The sequence below is a fragment of the Citrobacter sedlakii genome, from assembly GCF_018128425.1.
Taxonomy (GTDB): domain Bacteria; phylum Pseudomonadota; class Gammaproteobacteria; order Enterobacterales; family Enterobacteriaceae; genus Citrobacter_A; species Citrobacter_A sedlakii.
This window is the reverse complement of record NZ_CP071070.1, coordinates 1,460,644-1,476,463: the sequence shown is the minus strand read 5'-3', so window position 1 is coordinate 1,476,463 and position 15,820 is coordinate 1,460,644. Positions and strand designations below refer to the sequence as shown.

Annotated in this window: 13 protein-coding genes and 6 tRNA genes; 9 read left to right on the top strand and 10 right to left on the bottom strand. The window is 53.5% G+C overall.

Annotated features, from left to right (window positions below; translation table 11 throughout):
• Window positions 1-4: 4 nt before the first annotated feature.
• From JY391_RS07025 to JY391_RS07015, 3 genes are all read right to left on the bottom strand, one after another.
• Window positions 5-2,203, bottom strand: a complete 2,199-nt coding sequence (locus JY391_RS07025; RefSeq protein WP_060570076.1) for a bifunctional diguanylate cyclase/phosphodiesterase — start codon at window positions 2,201-2,203, stop codon at window positions 5-7.
• A gap of 198 nt (window positions 2,204-2,401) precedes the next feature.
• Window positions 2,402-2,477, bottom strand: a tRNA-Ala gene (locus JY391_RS07020).
• Window positions 2,478-2,516: 39 nt separating this feature from the next.
• Window positions 2,517-2,592, bottom strand: a tRNA-Ala gene (locus tag JY391_RS07015).
• Between the two features lie 221 nt (window positions 2,593-2,813).
• On the opposite strand from JY391_RS07015, the gene JY391_RS07010 reads away from it, so the two are divergent.
• A complete protein-coding gene (locus JY391_RS07010; protein ID WP_060570075.1) occupies window positions 2,814-3,176 on the top strand; it encodes a YfeC-like transcriptional regulator in 363 nt (120 codons plus the stop codon).
• Window positions 3,177-3,178: 2 nt separating this feature from the next.
• Window positions 3,179-3,577, top strand: coding sequence for a MerR family transcriptional regulator (locus tag JY391_RS07005; protein WP_181822799.1), 399 nt, complete (start codon window positions 3,179-3,181; stop codon window positions 3,575-3,577).
• Between the two features lie 66 nt (window positions 3,578-3,643).
• Here JY391_RS07005 and gltX read toward each other — a convergent pair whose 3' ends face one another.
• Window positions 3,644-5,059 carry a glutamate--tRNA ligase gene (gene gltX / locus JY391_RS07000; RefSeq protein WP_211935454.1) on the bottom strand — a complete coding sequence of 472 codons (1,416 nt, stop codon included), beginning with the start codon at window positions 5,057-5,059 and terminating at the stop codon, window positions 3,644-3,646.
• 257 nt (window positions 5,060-5,316) lie between these two features.
• Between gltX and JY391_RS06995 the strand changes: the two genes are divergently transcribed.
• The 4 genes from JY391_RS06995 (at window position 5,317) to JY391_RS06980 (ending at window position 5,710) form a co-directional block, all read left to right on the top strand.
• Window positions 5,317-5,392 (top strand) — tRNA-Val (locus JY391_RS06995).
• Window positions 5,393-5,437: 45 nt separating this feature from the next.
• Window positions 5,438-5,513 (top strand) — tRNA-Val (locus tag JY391_RS06990).
• Window positions 5,514-5,554: 41 nt separating this feature from the next.
• A tRNA-Val gene (locus tag JY391_RS06985) sits at window positions 5,555-5,630 on the top strand.
• Between the two features lie 4 nt (window positions 5,631-5,634).
• Window positions 5,635-5,710, top strand: a tRNA-Lys gene (locus JY391_RS06980).
• Window positions 5,711-5,820: 110 nt separating this feature from the next.
• On the opposite strand, the gene JY391_RS06975 is transcribed toward JY391_RS06980, so the two are convergent.
• From JY391_RS06975 to xapA, 3 genes are all read right to left on the bottom strand, one after another.
• The gene (locus JY391_RS06975; RefSeq protein WP_060570595.1) at window positions 5,821-6,705 is read right to left on the bottom strand and encodes a LysR family transcriptional regulator; all 885 of its coding nucleotides are present in this window, start codon (window positions 6,703-6,705) and stop codon (window positions 5,821-5,823) included.
• Between the two features lie 96 nt (window positions 6,706-6,801).
• On the bottom strand, window positions 6,802-8,058 hold the full coding sequence (locus JY391_RS06970) for a nucleoside permease (protein WP_060570593.1): 1,257 nt from the start codon (window positions 8,056-8,058) through the stop codon (window positions 6,802-6,804).
• Window positions 8,059-8,118: 60 nt separating this feature from the next.
• A complete protein-coding gene (gene xapA / locus JY391_RS06965) occupies window positions 8,119-8,952 on the bottom strand; it encodes a xanthosine phosphorylase (RefSeq protein WP_200034714.1) in 834 nt (277 codons plus the stop codon).
• 280 nt (window positions 8,953-9,232) lie between these two features.
• Between xapA and JY391_RS06960 the strand changes: the two genes are divergently transcribed.
• Window positions 9,233-9,997: a nucleoside-specific channel-forming Tsx family protein gene (locus tag JY391_RS06960; protein WP_211935453.1), complete on the top strand. Its 765-nt coding sequence runs from the start codon at window positions 9,233-9,235 to the stop codon at window positions 9,995-9,997.
• Window positions 9,998-10,382: 385 nt separating this feature from the next.
• Window positions 10,383-11,381, top strand: coding sequence for a bile acid:sodium symporter family protein (locus JY391_RS06955; protein WP_060570587.1), 999 nt, complete (start codon window positions 10,383-10,385; stop codon window positions 11,379-11,381).
• On the opposite strand, the gene JY391_RS06950 is transcribed toward JY391_RS06955, so the two are convergent.
• The 3 genes from JY391_RS06950 to zipA form a co-directional block, all read right to left on the bottom strand.
• Complete coding sequence (locus JY391_RS06950) at window positions 11,378-11,596, bottom strand: DUF3820 family protein (RefSeq protein WP_060570586.1); 219 nt, start codon at window positions 11,594-11,596, stop codon at window positions 11,378-11,380. The genes JY391_RS06955 and JY391_RS06950 overlap by 4 nt on opposite strands.
• Before the next feature lies 1 nt (window position 11,597).
• Window positions 11,598-13,613 carry an NAD-dependent DNA ligase LigA gene (gene ligA / locus JY391_RS06945; protein WP_211935452.1) on the bottom strand — a complete coding sequence of 672 codons (2,016 nt, stop codon included), beginning with the start codon at window positions 13,611-13,613 and terminating at the stop codon, window positions 11,598-11,600.
• 72 nt (window positions 13,614-13,685) lie between these two features.
• Window positions 13,686-14,708 carry a cell division protein ZipA gene (zipA, locus tag JY391_RS06940; RefSeq protein ID WP_060570580.1) on the bottom strand — a complete coding sequence of 341 codons (1,023 nt, stop codon included), beginning with the start codon at window positions 14,706-14,708 and terminating at the stop codon, window positions 13,686-13,688.
• A 230-nt stretch (window positions 14,709-14,938) separates the two neighbouring features.
• On the opposite strand from zipA, the gene cysZ reads away from it, so the two are divergent.
• A complete protein-coding gene (gene cysZ / locus JY391_RS06935) occupies window positions 14,939-15,700 on the top strand; it encodes a sulfate transporter CysZ (protein ID WP_181822792.1) in 762 nt (253 codons plus the stop codon).
• Window positions 15,701-15,820 lie beyond the last annotated feature (120 nt).

Genomic DNA, 15,820 nt, shown 5'->3' with positions numbered 1-15,820 from the left:
TTTTTTACGTCTGCGACGCGTCAAGCGGCAGAGGCCGCCCAATCAAATAGCCCTGCAAATAGTTCACGCCCATACTTAACAGCAGATCCCGCTGCGCTGGCGTTTCAACGTATTCGGCGACCACGCTCAAGGATTTTGCTTTCGCCAGATCGGTTATCGACTTCACAATCATGGCATCCAGCGAATCGTTCAGGATGTCCTTCACAAACACGCCATCAATTTTAATGATGTCAGCCTGCAGGCGCTTCAGGCGCTCATAGTTGGCGTATCCGGTACCGAAATCATCGATAGCGATTCTGAAGCCAAACTTATGCAGTTGTTCAATATTTTGCATACTGACTTCCGAGTTAGAGAACGCTTGTTCTTCGGTAATCTCGATAATCACGGTTTGCGGCGCGATGCCGTAGCGATTAAACAGGCGAATGATCCGCGGGGCGGTCTCTTTTTGCAGCAGCGTTAGCGGCATTAAATTAACCGAGAAGCGTGGCCCTGGTTCACTGGAAGGATGCGCTGAAAGCCACGTCAGCAAGGCTTCAACCACCAGCAGATCAAAGCGTGCGCTGAGGTTAAACTGAGCGATCAGCGGAATAAACTGATCCGGCGTCATAACCCCGTCATCGCTTTTCAGCCGCGCCAGAATTTCATCATAGCCTTTGCCTTCACAGTCGCGGATCGGCTGCGCGTAAAGCAGCAGATCGCCGTCATCCAGCGCTTTACGAATTTTATTGAGCAACAGTACGCGTTCGGTCGTCTGTCCAGTGGCGACTTCAAGGCTGTTGGTGAGCGCCATCACCCGGTGATGCGCACAGGACTGCTCAGCCAGCCAGCTTAGTTGCCCAAGCAAAGGCTGTAAGGTCTCCGCCTTTCCGTCCCAGCCACCCCAGGAAGCGCCGTACCCCATATCCAGCCCGGTATTGTTCCAGATAATTTTGCGGCTGTTGAGCAGGTCGAGCATATGCTGCAAACGCGCATCCATTTCGGGGCCGTTCAACACCAGTAATAACTCGCTGCCAGGCAACTGGAAGATCTTTTCGTTATCCAGCAGCAGAGGTTCGAGGGTGCGGTATACCGTCCGTTTACAGTGTACGCGCATCAGCATGCCATAGTGCCGGCTCAAAAATTCCAGGTTATCCAGCCGCAGGCAGCACACGCTCTGCCCCGCCTCGTTTTGCAGAAATTGCTCCAGCGCGCGCAAATTCGGCAGGCGGGTTAGCGGGTCAGTCAGCGCCTGCTGGTGCCAGCGGCGATTGAGCCAACTGCTGCGCTGATAAATGCGCGTCATATACAGCAAACAGATACTGAACGAGATCAGCGCGGAAAGAATAAACGCCAGCGAATACTCCGAGCCGACGCCCTGCAGGAAATTTCGGTTATAGGTCAGCAGGCACAGCGTCGACACCGCCCAACTGAGGTTCAACAGCGGGTAGCTGAGTTTGCCGACGCCGATGGTAAAGACAATGAAAAAGACCGGCACCATATACCCCGCGATGTAATCATTGTCGAAGGGAGCGCACATGATCGCCAGCAGCGCAGCCAGGACTGCCAGCCAGCATAGCGTGAACGCGCGCTGTTTTTTCTCAAGGGCCGGGGCGATGTCTCTGCGCCAGAAGATTCGCGCATAGCGGGGGTTCACTATCATCCGCATCGGATAATAGAAAAGCATCGTAAAAATCAGCGCGGCAGAGATCAGGCTCAGGATGTCGACAATGGTAAATATCGCCACTGCGGTGCCAAAAAAGGTGGAAACAGCGACCGGAAAGTCGAGGTAATAACCCGCCAGATACATACTCAGCTTCATCCCTATCGGGGCGACAAAACCTAGCCATATTACCCGACGCCAGATATTCCGGTTTGGTAAACCATGTCGCCAGCGCGAGCCCAGCCGCCAACGCACCAGCGCGCACACGCCCAGAACAGACAGCATCTGGCAAAAGAGCAGCACCAGGCTTTGGGTAAACGGCAGGTGCAAATTCCATTCGTTGGTGATTAACATGCCGAGCACAATCGGCGCCACGCCGCGTCTGCCAAAAATAAGCAGAATGGCCAGCATCACACACAGCGGTAACCAGGAGAGATAAATATAGCTGGCGTCAACGATAGCAAGAGGAGAAATAAGGCGTGAAAACTGAATGGCAGCAATGGAGAGCGTTATCGCAAGCGCGAATATTCTTATATTATTTATCAGGTTATGCTTAACTGGCATGGATTGACTGCTCTCACGAAACGCACGATTAATCACATAAATGATAAGTTTATTCACACCGCGAAGCAAACCTATGGCGACCAGAAAACGAGGCAACCTTGTGTCAAACAGGCTCTGTCTCATCAGAAACTGTATTACAAAACAGGAAGAATTGCTGAGATAAAAAAAACCCCCGCTTCGCAGCGAGGGTTCGGAATGTGGTGGAGCTAAGCGGGATCGAACCGCTGACCTCTTGCATGCCATGCAAGCGCTCTCCCAGCTGAGCTATAGCCCCACGATCTCTTTACGTACCAAAATTGTTGGGTGCAATTTTTGGTGGAGCTAAGCGGGATCGAACCGCTGACCTCTTGCATGCCATGCAAGCGCTCTCCCAGCTGAGCTATAGCCCCGTCACGTAAAGCTTGTCGAGTTGACGGGCGGCATCATATGAATTCCCTTCGCACGTGTCAACGGCAAATTAAAGCCCCTGACGCTAATCGCTGAAAAAGCAAACAAATGAAGAACATTGCGTATCAACTCGCATTCAGTAGTTAAACGCGTCACGGTTTCTACTAAAATGGTGCTATAAAATGAACCACTAATTAACCACACGACTATTCAGGGAATTGTTATGTTCAAGGAGCGGATGACGCCGGAAGAACTCGCCAATCTGACCGGTTACAGCCGACAGACCATCAATAAATGGGTGCGTAAAGAGGGATGGGTGACATCGCCGAAACCGGGCGTTCAGGGCGGTAAAGCGCGTCTGGTGCACGTAAACGAACAGGTTCGTGAATATATCCGCAGCGCAGAGCGTTCGGCGGAGGGGTTATCGGACGCATTGTCGTCCCCTGGCGATGCGTCGCTTGAAGCTTTGCTGATCAAGCTGGCGAAAGAAATGACGCCTGCGGAACAGAAAAAAATCACTTCCTTGCTACTTCGGGAAGGGATTACCGGTTTGTTACAACGCTTAGGGATCCGCGACAGCAAATAATTATGAAAAGATTACGCAGCAAGATGACCACCGAAGAGCTGGCGGACTGCCTCGGGGTCGCCAGACAAACCGTCAATCGTTGGATCCGTGAGCAAAAATGGGAAACGGAAAAATTTCCTGGCGTGAAAGGCGGTCGGGCAAGACTGGTACACATCGACAGCCGCGTGCGGGAATTCATTCTGAACATCCCTGCGTTTCGCAATCATTACGCATTTTATCAGGCCGAAGAACCGCTGGCCGATTACCATCCCGGCGCACGCAGTCATGCCTTTCGGCAGATCGTTGATGCCGTAGAGAATATGTCAGAAACGGAACAGGAAAAGCTGGCGTTATTTCTTTCGCGCGAAGGTATTCGTCGTTTTCTCGCCCGTCTGGGCATTGAGGAATCGGAAGCGCAATAAGCGCAACGTCAGCAGATAACAGGCCGGGAGGCATAACCGCCCTCTCCGGCCTGGTTCCATAACGGATTACTGTTGTGCTTCACGCTCAGCAATAAACGCCAGCGCTTTATTGATACGCTCGATGCTACGGGTTTTACCGATCGCGTGTACCGTAACGTCTAAGGCTGGAGACTGACCCGCGCCGGTGACGGCGACGCGCAACGGCATCCCCACTTTGCCCATCCCGACTTCCAGCTCATCGGCAGTAGCCTGAATCGCATGATGCACGTTCTCAGCCGTCCAGTCGCTGATTGCCGCCAGTTTGTCACGCACCACTTCCAGCGGCTGACGCGCAACCGGACGCAGGTGTTTCTTCGCGGCATCGGCGTCGAACTCAGCGAAATCCTCATAGAAATAACGGCAGCTTTGAGCCATCTCTTTCAGCGTTTTGCAGCGTTCGCCCAGCAGTTTTACCAGTTCAGCCAGCTGCGGGCCGTTACGGGTATCGATATTTTCTTGTTCGATATGCCACTGAAGGTGCGTAGCCACATATTCCGGTGCCAGCGTATTGATATAGTGGTGGTTCAGCCACTGCAATTTCTCAGTATTAAACGCGCTGGCGGATTTGCTGACCGCCCCCAGGGAGAACAGTTTGATCATCTCTTCACGGGTGAAGATTTCCTGATCGCCACTGGACCAACCGAGACGTACCAGATAGTTCAGCAATGCTTCCGGCAAGTAGCCGTCGTCACGATACTGCATGACGCTTACCGCGCCATGACGCTTGGACAGTTTTTTTCCGTCGTCGCCGTTGATCATGGAAACGTGCGCATACACCGGCACCGGCGCGTTCAGCGCTTTCAAAATGTTGATCTGTCGCGGCGTGTTATTGATATGGTCTTCACCACGAATAACATGCGTGATTTCCATATCCCAGTCGTCCACAACGACACAGAAGTTATAAGTCGGAGACCCGTCGGTACGACGGATAATCAGATCGTCCAGTTCAAGGTTGCTGAACTCGATTGGTCCACGGATCTGATCGTCGAAAATGACAGAGCCGTCCTGCGGGTTTGCGAAACGCACGACGCACGGCTCATCGTCAGCATGGTGCTCGTGACCGTGGCGGCAACGACCGTCATAACGCGGCTTCTCGCCTTTTGCCATCTGCTCTTCACGCAGCGCGTCCAGACGCTCTTTCGAGCAATAGCATTTATAGGCGGTGCCCGCTTCCAGCATCTCATCAATCACGGCGTTATAACGATCAAAACGTTTAGTCTGGAAATACGGGCCTTCATCCCATTCCAGGCTCAGCCAGTTCATGCCATCCATAATGGCTTCGATAGCTTCCGGGGTAGAACGTTCGAGATCGGTGTCTTCAATACGCAGCACAAACTCACCGCCGTGGTGACGTGCAAAAAGCCAGGAATAGAGAGCAGTACGCGCACCACCGACGTGCAGATAGCCTGTCGGGCTTGGCGCGAAGCGAGTTTTGATTTTCATGAAATGGCCTTACGTTGATAAAGATGCCGACAGCCGGCAAATCCGGGAAAAATTGACGTTCGGTATTCTATCACTCCCACCTGATTCCTCAATGTTGTTACGGCCCGAACCGTGGGCTTTGCTATTTTCGTATAGAAATCATACCTGATGGATCGATTTGCGATCGTTTTGCTTAAATTTACGACGAACGAACAATTTCTTTAGAAAATGCGTTGACTCATTTTCAACTCTCCCTATAATGCGACTCCACACAGCGGGGGTGATTAGCTCAGCTGGGAGAGCACCTCCCTTACAAGGAGGGGGTCGGCGGTTCGATCCCGTCATCACCCACCAACTACTTTATGTAGTCTCCGCCGTGTAGATAAGAAATTGAGAAGTGGGTGATTAGCTCAGCTGGGAGAGCACCTCCCTTACAAGGAGGGGGTCGGCGGTTCGATCCCGTCATCACCCACCACTTTCTCGCCAGCTAAATTTCTTATTGTGAAGTACCGAAGTGGGTGATTAGCTCAGCTGGGAGAGCACCTCCCTTACAAGGAGGGGGTCGGCGGTTCGATCCCGTCATCACCCACCACTTCGGGTCGTTAGCTCAGTTGGTAGAGCAGTTGACTTTTAATCAATTGGTCGCAGGTTCGAATCCTGCACGACCCACCAATGTAAAAAGGCGCCCTAAAGGCGCCTTTTTGCTATATGCAGAATGCAGAATTTAATACTCGCCGTTTTGTAGGCTGGATAAGAGCATGCCATCATCCGGTAAAATGCCGCTACGCCGTTAACGACTCAATCATCCGCTCCAGTGCGGGCGTTGTTTGCTGCTTCTCATAAACCACATACAGGTCCGCCGGTATCCGCTCTTCCAGAGGCCGAAACGCCACCCCTGGCCAGTTCATCTGCGCGTATCCATCCGCCATCAGCGTGATCCCCATCCCCATGCTTATCATCGCCAACACCGTCTGCGGCTCCACCACTTCACGGATGATCATCGGGGAGAAACCCGCCTGCTGGCATACGCGCTGGAGAAATGCCCAATCGGAATGTACCGACGGAAGGGTGACGAAGTATTCATTCCGCAACGCGGCGAGGGGGATTGACTCACGAGAGGCCAACGTATGATCCTCAGGGACGGCGACCAGAAATGAAGACTCATGCAGACGCAGGCTGGTAAATCCGGAGGGAGGCTCGATCGCCATTCGCCAGATCCCGGCATCCAGTTCCCGACGTTCTAACAGCGCCATTTGCATACCCGGTGATTTTTCGCGAAAGAGTACTTCTACGTTGGGGTTTTCTTTTAGAAAACTGCGCATCGCCGGACGCATCCTCCCCCACATTGCGGTCCCGACCACGCCAAGTTCGATTCGCCCCGCCTCGCCCCGCCCGATCTGTTCAACTCGCGCCATTGCCTGATTGGCACTCGCCAGCAGCCGCCGGGACTCCTCCATCAGGATTTTACCCGCATGCGTTAGCGCCACGCTGCGCGAATGACGCACAAACAGCAACGTCCCCAGCTGCTGCTCGAGCTCTTTGATATGAATACTCAACGGAGGCTGCGACATGTTCAGACGCGCTGCCGCCCGGCCAAAATGCAGTTCTTCCGCAACCGCAAGAAAATACCGCAGTAGCTTGAGATCGATGCGATGCGCGCGTTCCATGATAAGTGCGTTCCAGTTTAGAGGGAGACATCGCAACGTTACCACATTGCCGCTCATAAGATAAAACGGCGGGTAGATGACCCGCCGCGAGAGAGATTAATGTGCCAGCGACCTGGCCATTAACTTTTCTGGCTCATGCTTATACTTAAAGAACAGCGCGAATATCACCGCCAGCACCAGAGCGTACGCCGCAAAGACTAACCAGATAGTTTGCCAGTCCTTCACGCCGTCAACCGAAAAATAATCTACCGCCAGGCCGCTCAGTATCGAGCCAACCCAGGCGCCGACGCCATTGACCATGGTCATAAACAGCCCCTGGGCGCTGGCGCGAATTCGCGCGTCCACTTCCTGCTCCACAAAAACAGAACCTGAAATGTTAAAGAAGTCGAAGGCGCAGCCGTAGACAATCATCGACATCAGCAGCATGACAAAACCAAACGGCGATGGGTCGCCAAAAGCAAAGAAGCCAAAGCGCAGCGTCCATGCCAGCATGCTCATCAGCATGACCGTTTTAATACCAAATCGCTTCAGGAAGAACGGGATCGTCAGAATAAAGCCCACTTCCGCCATCTGGGAAACCGAAAGCAATATTGAGGGATATTTCACCACAAAACTGTCGGCAAATTCCGGGTTGCGGGCAAAGTCATGCAGGAACGGGTTACCGAATACGTTGGTAATTTGCAGCACTGCACCCAGCATCATCGCGAAGAGAAAGAAGATCGCCATACGCGGTTTTTTGAATAGCACAAAAGCATCCAGCCCCAGCTTGCTGACTAAAGATGCGGTCGCTTTCTTCTCCGCAATCGGGATCTTCGGCAGCGTAAAAGCATACATCGTTAGCAGCAGCGATGCGCCAGAGGCGATATACAACTGCGCGCTGCTAAGTTCCAGCCCCATCAGACTGACGGCCCACATCGCGACGATAAAACCAATCGTGCCGAAAACGCGAACAGGCGGGAATGCCGTCGCCGGATCCTGCCCCGCCTGCGCCAGGCAGGAATAAGAAATGCTGTTAGAGAGCGCAATTGTCGGCATGTAGGCCATCGCATTGACCAGCATTACCCAGAACATGGTGTCCGAATCAGTGACGGTCGTTGCGTACAGCAACACGCCAGCGCAAACCAGATGACACAGCATGTACGCACGTTCTGCGCGTAACCATTTGTCCGCGATGATCCCCATAATCCCCGGCATAATAATCGCCGCCAGCCCTTTTGAGCTGTAGATCATCCCCACGTTGGCTCCGGTAAAATGTAAAGTATTAATCATGTAAGAGCCCAGAGTCACCAACCAGCTTCCCCAGATAAAATATTGCAAAAAAGACATGATTTTTAAGCGTGTCGCAATACGCATTCTTTTCCTTCCTTGCCGTAGAGTACGACCCCGTAAGCCGGGGTCTTATTGTTATGTGCTTCAGGCCAGTTTGCGCAGGAAACCGCAAATGAGGTTGATAAAATTTTGCCGGGAAAGTTCTGCTGCCGCGAGCGTTTGCGCATGGGAGAGCGTCACATCACCCAACCCTTCCGCCAGGTTAGTTATTGCAGAAACGGCAACCACCTTCAGTCCACAATGGCGGGCGGTAATCACCTCAGGTACCACCGACATCCCCACCACATCACCGCCAATCATTTGCATCATGCGAATCTCTGCGGCTGTTTCAAAGTTCGGTCCAGGATAAGAAACAAATACCCCTTCATTGAGGGTAAAACCCTCTTCCGCCGCCACCGTCTGCAGAACCGAGCGATAATCGGCGTCATAAGCATTGGCCAGCGAGAAGAAACGCTCGCCAAAACGTTCGTCATTCAGCCCCACCATCGGCGTACCCGGCATGGTATTAATATGGTCGCTGAGCGCCACCAGGCTTCCTGGTCCTACTTCCGGGCGCAGCGATCCGGCAGCGTTAGTACAGAACAATAACTCGCAGCCCAGCAGCCTGAGGGTACGGATTGCGTCCGTCATAATGGTCATCCCCCGTCCTTCATAGAAGTGCCCGCGCCCTTTCATACAGGCAACCGGCACACCTGCCAGAGAGCCGAGAACCAGTTCACCGGCATGACCATGAACCGTGCTTACCGGGAACCCCGGCAGCTTCTCGTACGAAATCGCCACGGCGTCTTCGATCTTTTCAGCAAGCGCGCCTAAACCAGAACCGAGAATAAAGGCCACGCGCGGCGTAAAGCCAGGTGAGTAACCGCGAATGATATCAACGCAATACCACGGATTCTGTGACAGGTCGGAATGAGTCATGGGATGTCCTTAAAAGCTACATATCGAATGAATTGTGTTCAGCACCCTCTTTTTATAGCGAGAGAGCATTGCAACTTTCCAATACACTTTCTCATGACGATCGATATGGAAATGATATCGATCGCCATAGGGCAATTAAGATCGCCTCGCTATCGATTAGTAATAATTATGTATTGGATTTCTCACCCATGACATAAATACCATACCTGTTGCTGACAAGAGCAAAATAATAAAAAAATTATTCGAAAACAATCTATTTCCGGATACTGGAATATACCCTATGAATAAAAATATTATTATCTTAAGTTTTACCGCCGCGTTAACGTTACCGCAATCTGCCCACGCGGAGTTTACAGGGGGATTTGCCAATATCGGTCTTCACTACCTGGACTGGACGTCTGATACCACACACCGAACCAGCAGCAAATCCCACAAAGACGACTTTGGTTATCTGGAACTTGAAGGTGGCGCTAATTTTAGCTGGGGTGAAATATACGCTTTCTTCGACTGGGAAAATTTTTATCGCTCACGGAATGAAAAACCGGGGAGTGAACAGCGCTATACGTTTAAAAACACCAATCGTATTTATCTTGGCGATACCGGATTAAATCTTTATTTGCATGCATACGGGACCTACGGTTCCCCCAATCATATTCATTTCCATGATGACATGTTTTTGTATGGTCTGGGATATAACTTTACCGGCACGGGTTATTGGTTAAAGCCATTTATTGCAAAACGCTATACCGACCAGACATATTATAGCGGTGACAATGGTTACGTAATGGGATGGGTTGCCGGATACAGTTTTACTCTCGGAAGCGAGAAATTCACCCTCACCAACTGGAACGAATACGAGTTTGATCGCGACCCCGCCTATGCCGCCGGAAACGGAGGTAAAGATGGCATGAATGGCGCCGTGGCGGTATGGTGGAACGTAACCCCGCACCTGACGACAGGCATTCAGTACCGCTACGCTGATAATAAGCTGGGAGAGTCGTTCCTTCAGGATGGGGTTATCTACTCGGCGAAATTTAACTTCTGACTGCAGGGCTGCCAAAGGCTGGCATTGCTGAAGTTTTGCGCTCCTGTGTCGATATCTTGATGGTCCGTCATTTCGGAACAGGTGCGCGCTATGAAGACCCGTAATGTATCCATCCCTTCCTTGCAAAACTGCGGCGGCGGGGCAAAAACCACCGCTGGCAACCAGCAGACAAACGTATATATCTGATTGAACGCCCACGCAGGCACAACGCACCTTTCACCCGGCAGGGAAAAGTACTATGCCCTTACTCGCTAACGCTTCTTTCCTGGGCATCAGCGACATGCGGTGTATACTCTATCGATTCCATTAATATGCAGACGCAGTACGCCTTTGTTATTTCTGTAGTCGATACACACAATGTCAGTACTGAATCCCTGGAGTCGTTATGACGCTTTTTCGTATTCTTGATCCGTTTACGCTGACACTGATCGCCGTTGTTTTGCTGGCGTCGTTTTTTCCCGCAGAAGGGGCTTTTGTCCCTGTCGTCGAAGGCGTGACGACCGCCGCCATTGCGCTGTTGTTCTTTATGCATGGCGCGAAGCTCTCGCGCGAAGCCATTATCGCGGGCGGAAGCCACTGGCGCTTACACCTGTGGGTGATGTGCAGCACCTTTATCCTGTTCCCTGTGCTCGGCGTACTGTTTGCCTGGTGGGCGCCCGTCAACGTCGATCCGATGCTCTACACCGGTTTCCTGTATCTCTGCATTCTGCCTGCCACCGTCCAGTCGGCTATCGCCTTTACTTCGCTGGCCGGCGGCAACGTGGCGGCGGCGGTCTGCTCCGCATCGGCGTCGAGCCTGCTGGGGATTTTCCTTTCGCCACTGCTGGTCGGTCTGGTGATGAACATGCACGGCGCGGAAGGCAGTCTGGAGCAGGTCGGTAAAATCATGCTGCAACTGCTGCTGCCCTTTGTCCTTGGTCATCTTTCCCGACCATGGATCGGTAAATGGGTGGCGAAAAATAAGAAATGGATTGCGAAAACCGACCAGACATCCATCCTGCTGGTCGTTTACTCTGCCTTCAGCGAAGCGGTGGTTAACGGTATCTGGCACAAGGTAGGCTGGGGGTCGCTGCTGTTTATCGTCGTTGTCAGTATTGTGCTATTAACTGTCGTTATTGCGGTAAACGTTTTTGTCGCCCGCAAATGCGGCTTCAATAAAGCGGATGAAATCACCATCGTATTCTGCGGCTCAAAAAAGAGCCTCGCCAACGGTATCCCCATGGCCAACATTCTGTTTCCAACGTCGGTGATCGGCATGATGGTATTACCGCTGATGATCTTCCACCAGATTCAATTGATGGTCTGTGCGGTAATGGCACGCCGCTACAAGCAGCAGACCGAAAAAATGCAGGCGCAGCAGGAGAGCCGCGCCGCGAAAGTTTAAAGCGGCCGTTTCAGGGGCTGAACCAGCTGCGTCAGCCCCTCGGTTTTAATGAGCAGCGCAATTTGCATCAGTTCGCCCAGTTTACCCGGCGGAAATTCATCCTTGCGGGCAAACCACAGTAAATACTCCTCCGGCACATCAATCAGCCGGCGCCCTTTATATTTCCCGAACGGCATCACCGTGTTGGCGATCTCAATGAGCTGCTCTTTTTCCATCTCAGGCACCCAGCAGGCGGAGCATTTCCGCTTCGTCAATAACGTCGATGCCCAGCTCCTGGGCTTTCGCCAGCTTCGATCCTGCCGCTTCACCGGCAATCACCAGATCGGTTTTTTTCGACACACTGCCCGCCACTTTCGCCCCAAGAGCCACCAGACGCGCTTTGGCGTCATCACGGGACATCTGGCTCAGGCTGCCGGTCAGAACCACCGTTTTACCGGCGAAGGGGCTGTCGATTTCTGCGGGATTGATTGCAACCGGCGCGGGCCAGCGCACGCCTTCCGCCAGTAGTTGGCCAATAACCTCGCGGTTGCTTTCTTCCGCAAAGAAATTAAACACATGGGTCGCCACCACAATTCCCACGTCAGGCACTTTCTGCAACTCATCTATCGACGCCGCTTCTAAGGCGTCGAGCGTACCGAAGTACGCGGCTAATCCCGCGGCGGTCGCTTCACCGACTTCGCGAATACCCAGCGCATAGAGAAAACGCGCGAACGTTGTCTCCTTCGCCTTTTCCAGCGCGTCCACCACGTTTTGCGCCGACTTCGGCCCCATGCGGTCCAGCCCGGTCAGTTTTCCTGCCGTCAGCCGGAACAGATCCGCAGGCGTATGCACATACTCTTTCTCAACCAACTGGTCGATAATTTTGTCGCCCATTCCGTCAACGTCCATCGCCCGACGGGAAACGAAATGTTTCAGCGACTCTTTCCGCTGCGCGCCGCAGATTAAGCCGCCGGTACAGCGGGCAACGGCTTCGCCTTCCACGCGCTCGACGTCAGAACCGCAAACCGGGCACTGGGCCGGAAATTCAACCGGACGCGTATTATCCGGACGGTCGGAGAGCACCACATTGACGACCTGCGGGATCACGTCGCCCGCCCGGCGAATAACCACTTTGTCGCCAATCCGCAGCCCAAGACGGGCGATTTCATCGGCATTGTGCAGCGTGGCGTTACTGACCAACACGCCAGCCACCTGTACGGGCTCCAGCCGCGCGACAGGCGTGATGGCGCCCGTACGCCCCACCTGAAATTCCACGTCGCGGACAAAGGTCATCTGTTCCTGGGCCGGGAATTTAAACGCCACTGCCCAGCGCGGCGCGCGGGCAACGTAGCCAAGCTGTTCCTGCAGCGCCAGTGAGTTCACTTTGATCACCACGCCGTCAATATCGAAGCCCAGCGTTGGGCGATCTTCTTCCACCTGACGGTAGAACGCCAGAACCGCTTCCGGAGAATCGCACAGCGTAACGCGATTACTCACCGGCAATCCCCACGCCTTAAACTGCATCAGTCGGCCCAGGTGGGTATCGGGCAATTCGCCCCCTTCCAGGATACCAACGCCGTAACAGAAGAAAGTCAGCGGTCGCTTCGCTGTAATACGTGGGTCAAGCTGGCGTAGCGAACCCGCGGCCGCATTACGCGGGTTAGCGAAGACTTTGCTCCCGGTACGACGCGCCTCTTCGTTGATTTTTTCAAAACCGGCCTGGGGCAGAAAGACTTCTCCGCGCACTTCCAGACGCTCAGGAATGTTATCGCCATGCAGACGTAGCGGGATGGCGCGGATGGTGCGCACGTTGGTGGTAATGTCTTCCCCGGTGGTTCCGTCGCCACGGGTTGCGGCCCTGACCAATATGCCGTTTTCATACAGAATGCTGACCGCCAGACCATCAAGCTTTAGCTCGCAGCACCAGGTCAGTTTATCGGTGCTTTTTAAGCGATCCTGAACGCGTTTGTTAAACGCCAGGAAGCTCTCTTCGTCAAACACGTTGTCCAGCGACAGCATCGGTACTTCATGACGAATCTGGCTGAACGAGGCCAACGGCGCCGCCCCAACCCGCTGGGTAGGCGAGTCCGGGGTGATCAATTCCGGGTGCCGGGCTTCCAACTCGCGCAGCTCGCGCATCAGACGATCGTACTCCGCGTCGGGCACTTCCGGCGCATCCATCACATGGTAAAGATACTCATGATGGCGAAGCGTGGTTCGCAGTTCTGTCAGTTCTTGTTCGATTGATTCCATATCGCACCATCAATGATAAAAAACCCCCGACAGGCGGGGGTTCAGAAAAGTATGTGTCGTGCCTTTAGTGTATCAGGCGTTAGCGTCTTTCACTTCGCGGATGCGGTCCTGATACTCACGCAGTTTTTGCGGCGTCATCATCCGGCGCTGGTCATCCAGCACTACGCCACCCACTTCATCAGCGATATGCTGCGCAGATTGAAGCATCAGCTTAAAGTTTTGCAGTTCGTCGCCATAAGACGGCACCTGCATGAAAATGGTCACGCCTGGCGTGGTGAAGTCGGTCATTTCCGGGTCAAACGTCCCCGGATTAACCATATTCGCCAGGCTGAACAACGCCGGACCACTGCCGTCGGGACTCAGGTGGCGGTGGAAGATATTCATGTCGCCGAATTTGAAGCCCGCTTGCTGGATACTGTTGAGCAGGACGTCGCCATTCAGTTCGCTACCGTGATGAGCGGCAACGTTCATGATGATTACCGCTTCTTTACGCTGCGGTTTTTCTGGCGCAGGGGCCGGCGTTTCTTCTACCACCGGTTCTGGTTGCGGCTCTGCTACTGGCTCAGCCGGCTGGAATGCTTGCGAGGCCGCCTGCGGCGCTGGCGAAGCGGGCTGCTGAACAGGCTGTACCTGAGGCGCGGCAGTTTGCTGCGCCTCAGGCGCAGGTTGTTGCGGCGCGGCCTGCGGCTGAATGGGTTGCTGCGGGGCAGGCTGCGGCTGAACCGGCTGTACCGGACGCGGAGCGTGCTGCGGCGGCACCGTCGCGTCAGGCGGCGGCGCGACCGGCTGACGCGGCTGCGCAGACGCATAAGGCGGCTGGTACTGGTGTTGCGGCGACTGGCGAGGGGCTTCATGCTCCTGCGGGCTGCCGGGGGCATGATTCACGCGGTGAACACGAACTTCACCCACGCCTTCGTCAGCGTCGATATCGTCGTCAAACGGCTCATCGTCGCGTTTTGATTTCATGCGTTTCAGTGGACGATCGCGGAACATAGAAGATCGTTCTTTACGGCTGGTCCAGAAACCATGTACCAGTAAAGCGATTATGGCGATCGCGCCAACAATGATTAATATCAGACGCAAATCCTGCATCATTATATTCTCTGTTGTTCTAACACCTTGCCACCACGGCAAACATTTACTCACTAAGAGTATTTGCCGATTACGTCAAGTGCAAGTGTACTCTTAGCTTTCCCGGCATAAAGATGAAGGAAATCGTGCTTTTTGCTGTTTTTTCGAACATTTCCGAACTGTCCTGAGCGCAATTACCCGGTAAGATACCCGGGTTCACTTAGGACTAATACTAAAAGGAGTCTGTCCTGACTATGGTGTCATCATCCGTCACCGCACCACGCAGCGGTGTGTACTACTTCGCTCAGGGGTGGAAGCTGGTCTCGCAACCCGGGATCCGCCGTTTTGTTATTTTGCCCCTGCTGGTCAATATCGTGCTGATGGGCGGCGCCTTCTGGTGGCTGTTTACCCAACTGGATGCCTGGATCCCGTCGTTAATGCGGCATGTCCCGGACTGGCTGCAGTGGCTGAGTTATCTGCTCTGGCCGATCGCCGTGATCTCGGTGGTGTTGGTCTTTGGCTATTTCTTTTCGACGGTCGCCAACTGGATTGCCGCACCGTTTAACGGTCTGTTGGCGGAACAGCTGGAAGCGCGTCTGACCGGGGCCACGCCGCCAGATACTGGCGTGCTGGGCATCATGAAAGATCTGCCGCGCATCATGAAACGCGAATGGCAAAAATTCGCCTGGTATTTACCGCGCGCCATCGTCCTGCTGATCCTCTATTTCATTCCCGGTATTGGTCAAACTGTCGCCCCGGTGCTCTGGTTCTTGTTCAGTGCCTGGATGCTGGCGATCCAGTATTGCGATTATCCTTTCGATAACCATAAAGTGCCGTTTAAAGAGATGCGTTCTGCCCTGCGCGCGCGCAAGGTCACCAATATGCAGTTTGGCGCGCTCACCAGCCTGTTTACCCTTATCCCGGTGCTGAATCTTTTTATCATGCCGGTTGCAGTGTGCGGCGCAACGGCGATGTGGGTCGATTGCTATCGCGCGAAGCATGCCTTGTGGAAATAATGTAAAGATGAGACGCCAGCCGCTGGTATATGCCGTTTCTTATTCCATACTGATCGTCATTATTTCCTCATAGCATATAGATATGCGAAATCCTTACTTCCCCCTATCCGTCTGACGGGT

Bases quoted from the DNA above. Each gene is read 5' to 3' on its own strand.
- JY391_RS06950 (WP_060570586.1), bottom strand. From the start codon at position 11,596: ATGGAAAAAGAGCAGCTCATTGAGATCGCCAACACGGTGATGCCGTTC.
- JY391_RS06955 (WP_060570587.1), top strand. From the start codon at position 10,383: ATGACGCTTTTTCGTATTCTTGATCCGTTTACGCTGACACTGATCGCC.
- zipA (WP_060570580.1), bottom strand. From the start codon at position 14,708: ATGATGCAGGATTTGCGTCTGATATTAATCATTGTTGGCGCGATCGCC.
- xapA (WP_200034714.1), bottom strand. From the start codon at position 8,952: ATGACTCATTCCGACCTGTCACAGAATCCGTGGTATTGCGTTGATATC.
- JY391_RS07005 (WP_181822799.1), top strand. From the start codon at position 3,179: ATGAAAAGATTACGCAGCAAGATGACCACCGAAGAGCTGGCGGACTGC.
- JY391_RS06970 (WP_060570593.1), bottom strand. From the start codon at position 8,058: ATGCGTATTGCGACACGCTTAAAAATCATGTCTTTTTTGCAATATTTT.
- ligA (WP_211935452.1), bottom strand. From the start codon at position 13,613: ATGGAATCAATCGAACAAGAACTGACAGAACTGCGAACCACGCTTCGC.
- JY391_RS07025 (WP_060570076.1), bottom strand. From the start codon at position 2,203: ATGCCAGTTAAGCATAACCTGATAAATAATATAAGAATATTCGCGCTT.
- gltX (WP_211935454.1), bottom strand. From the start codon at position 5,059: ATGAAAATCAAAACTCGCTTCGCGCCAAGCCCGACAGGCTATCTGCAC.
- JY391_RS07010 (WP_060570075.1), top strand. From the start codon at position 2,814: ATGTTCAAGGAGCGGATGACGCCGGAAGAACTCGCCAATCTGACCGGT.
- JY391_RS06975 (WP_060570595.1), bottom strand. From the start codon at position 6,705: ATGGAACGCGCGCATCGCATCGATCTCAAGCTACTGCGGTATTTTCTT.
- cysZ (WP_181822792.1), top strand. From the start codon at position 14,939: ATGGTGTCATCATCCGTCACCGCACCACGCAGCGGTGTGTACTACTTC.
- JY391_RS06960 (WP_211935453.1), top strand. From the start codon at position 9,233: ATGAATAAAAATATTATTATCTTAAGTTTTACCGCCGCGTTAACGTTA.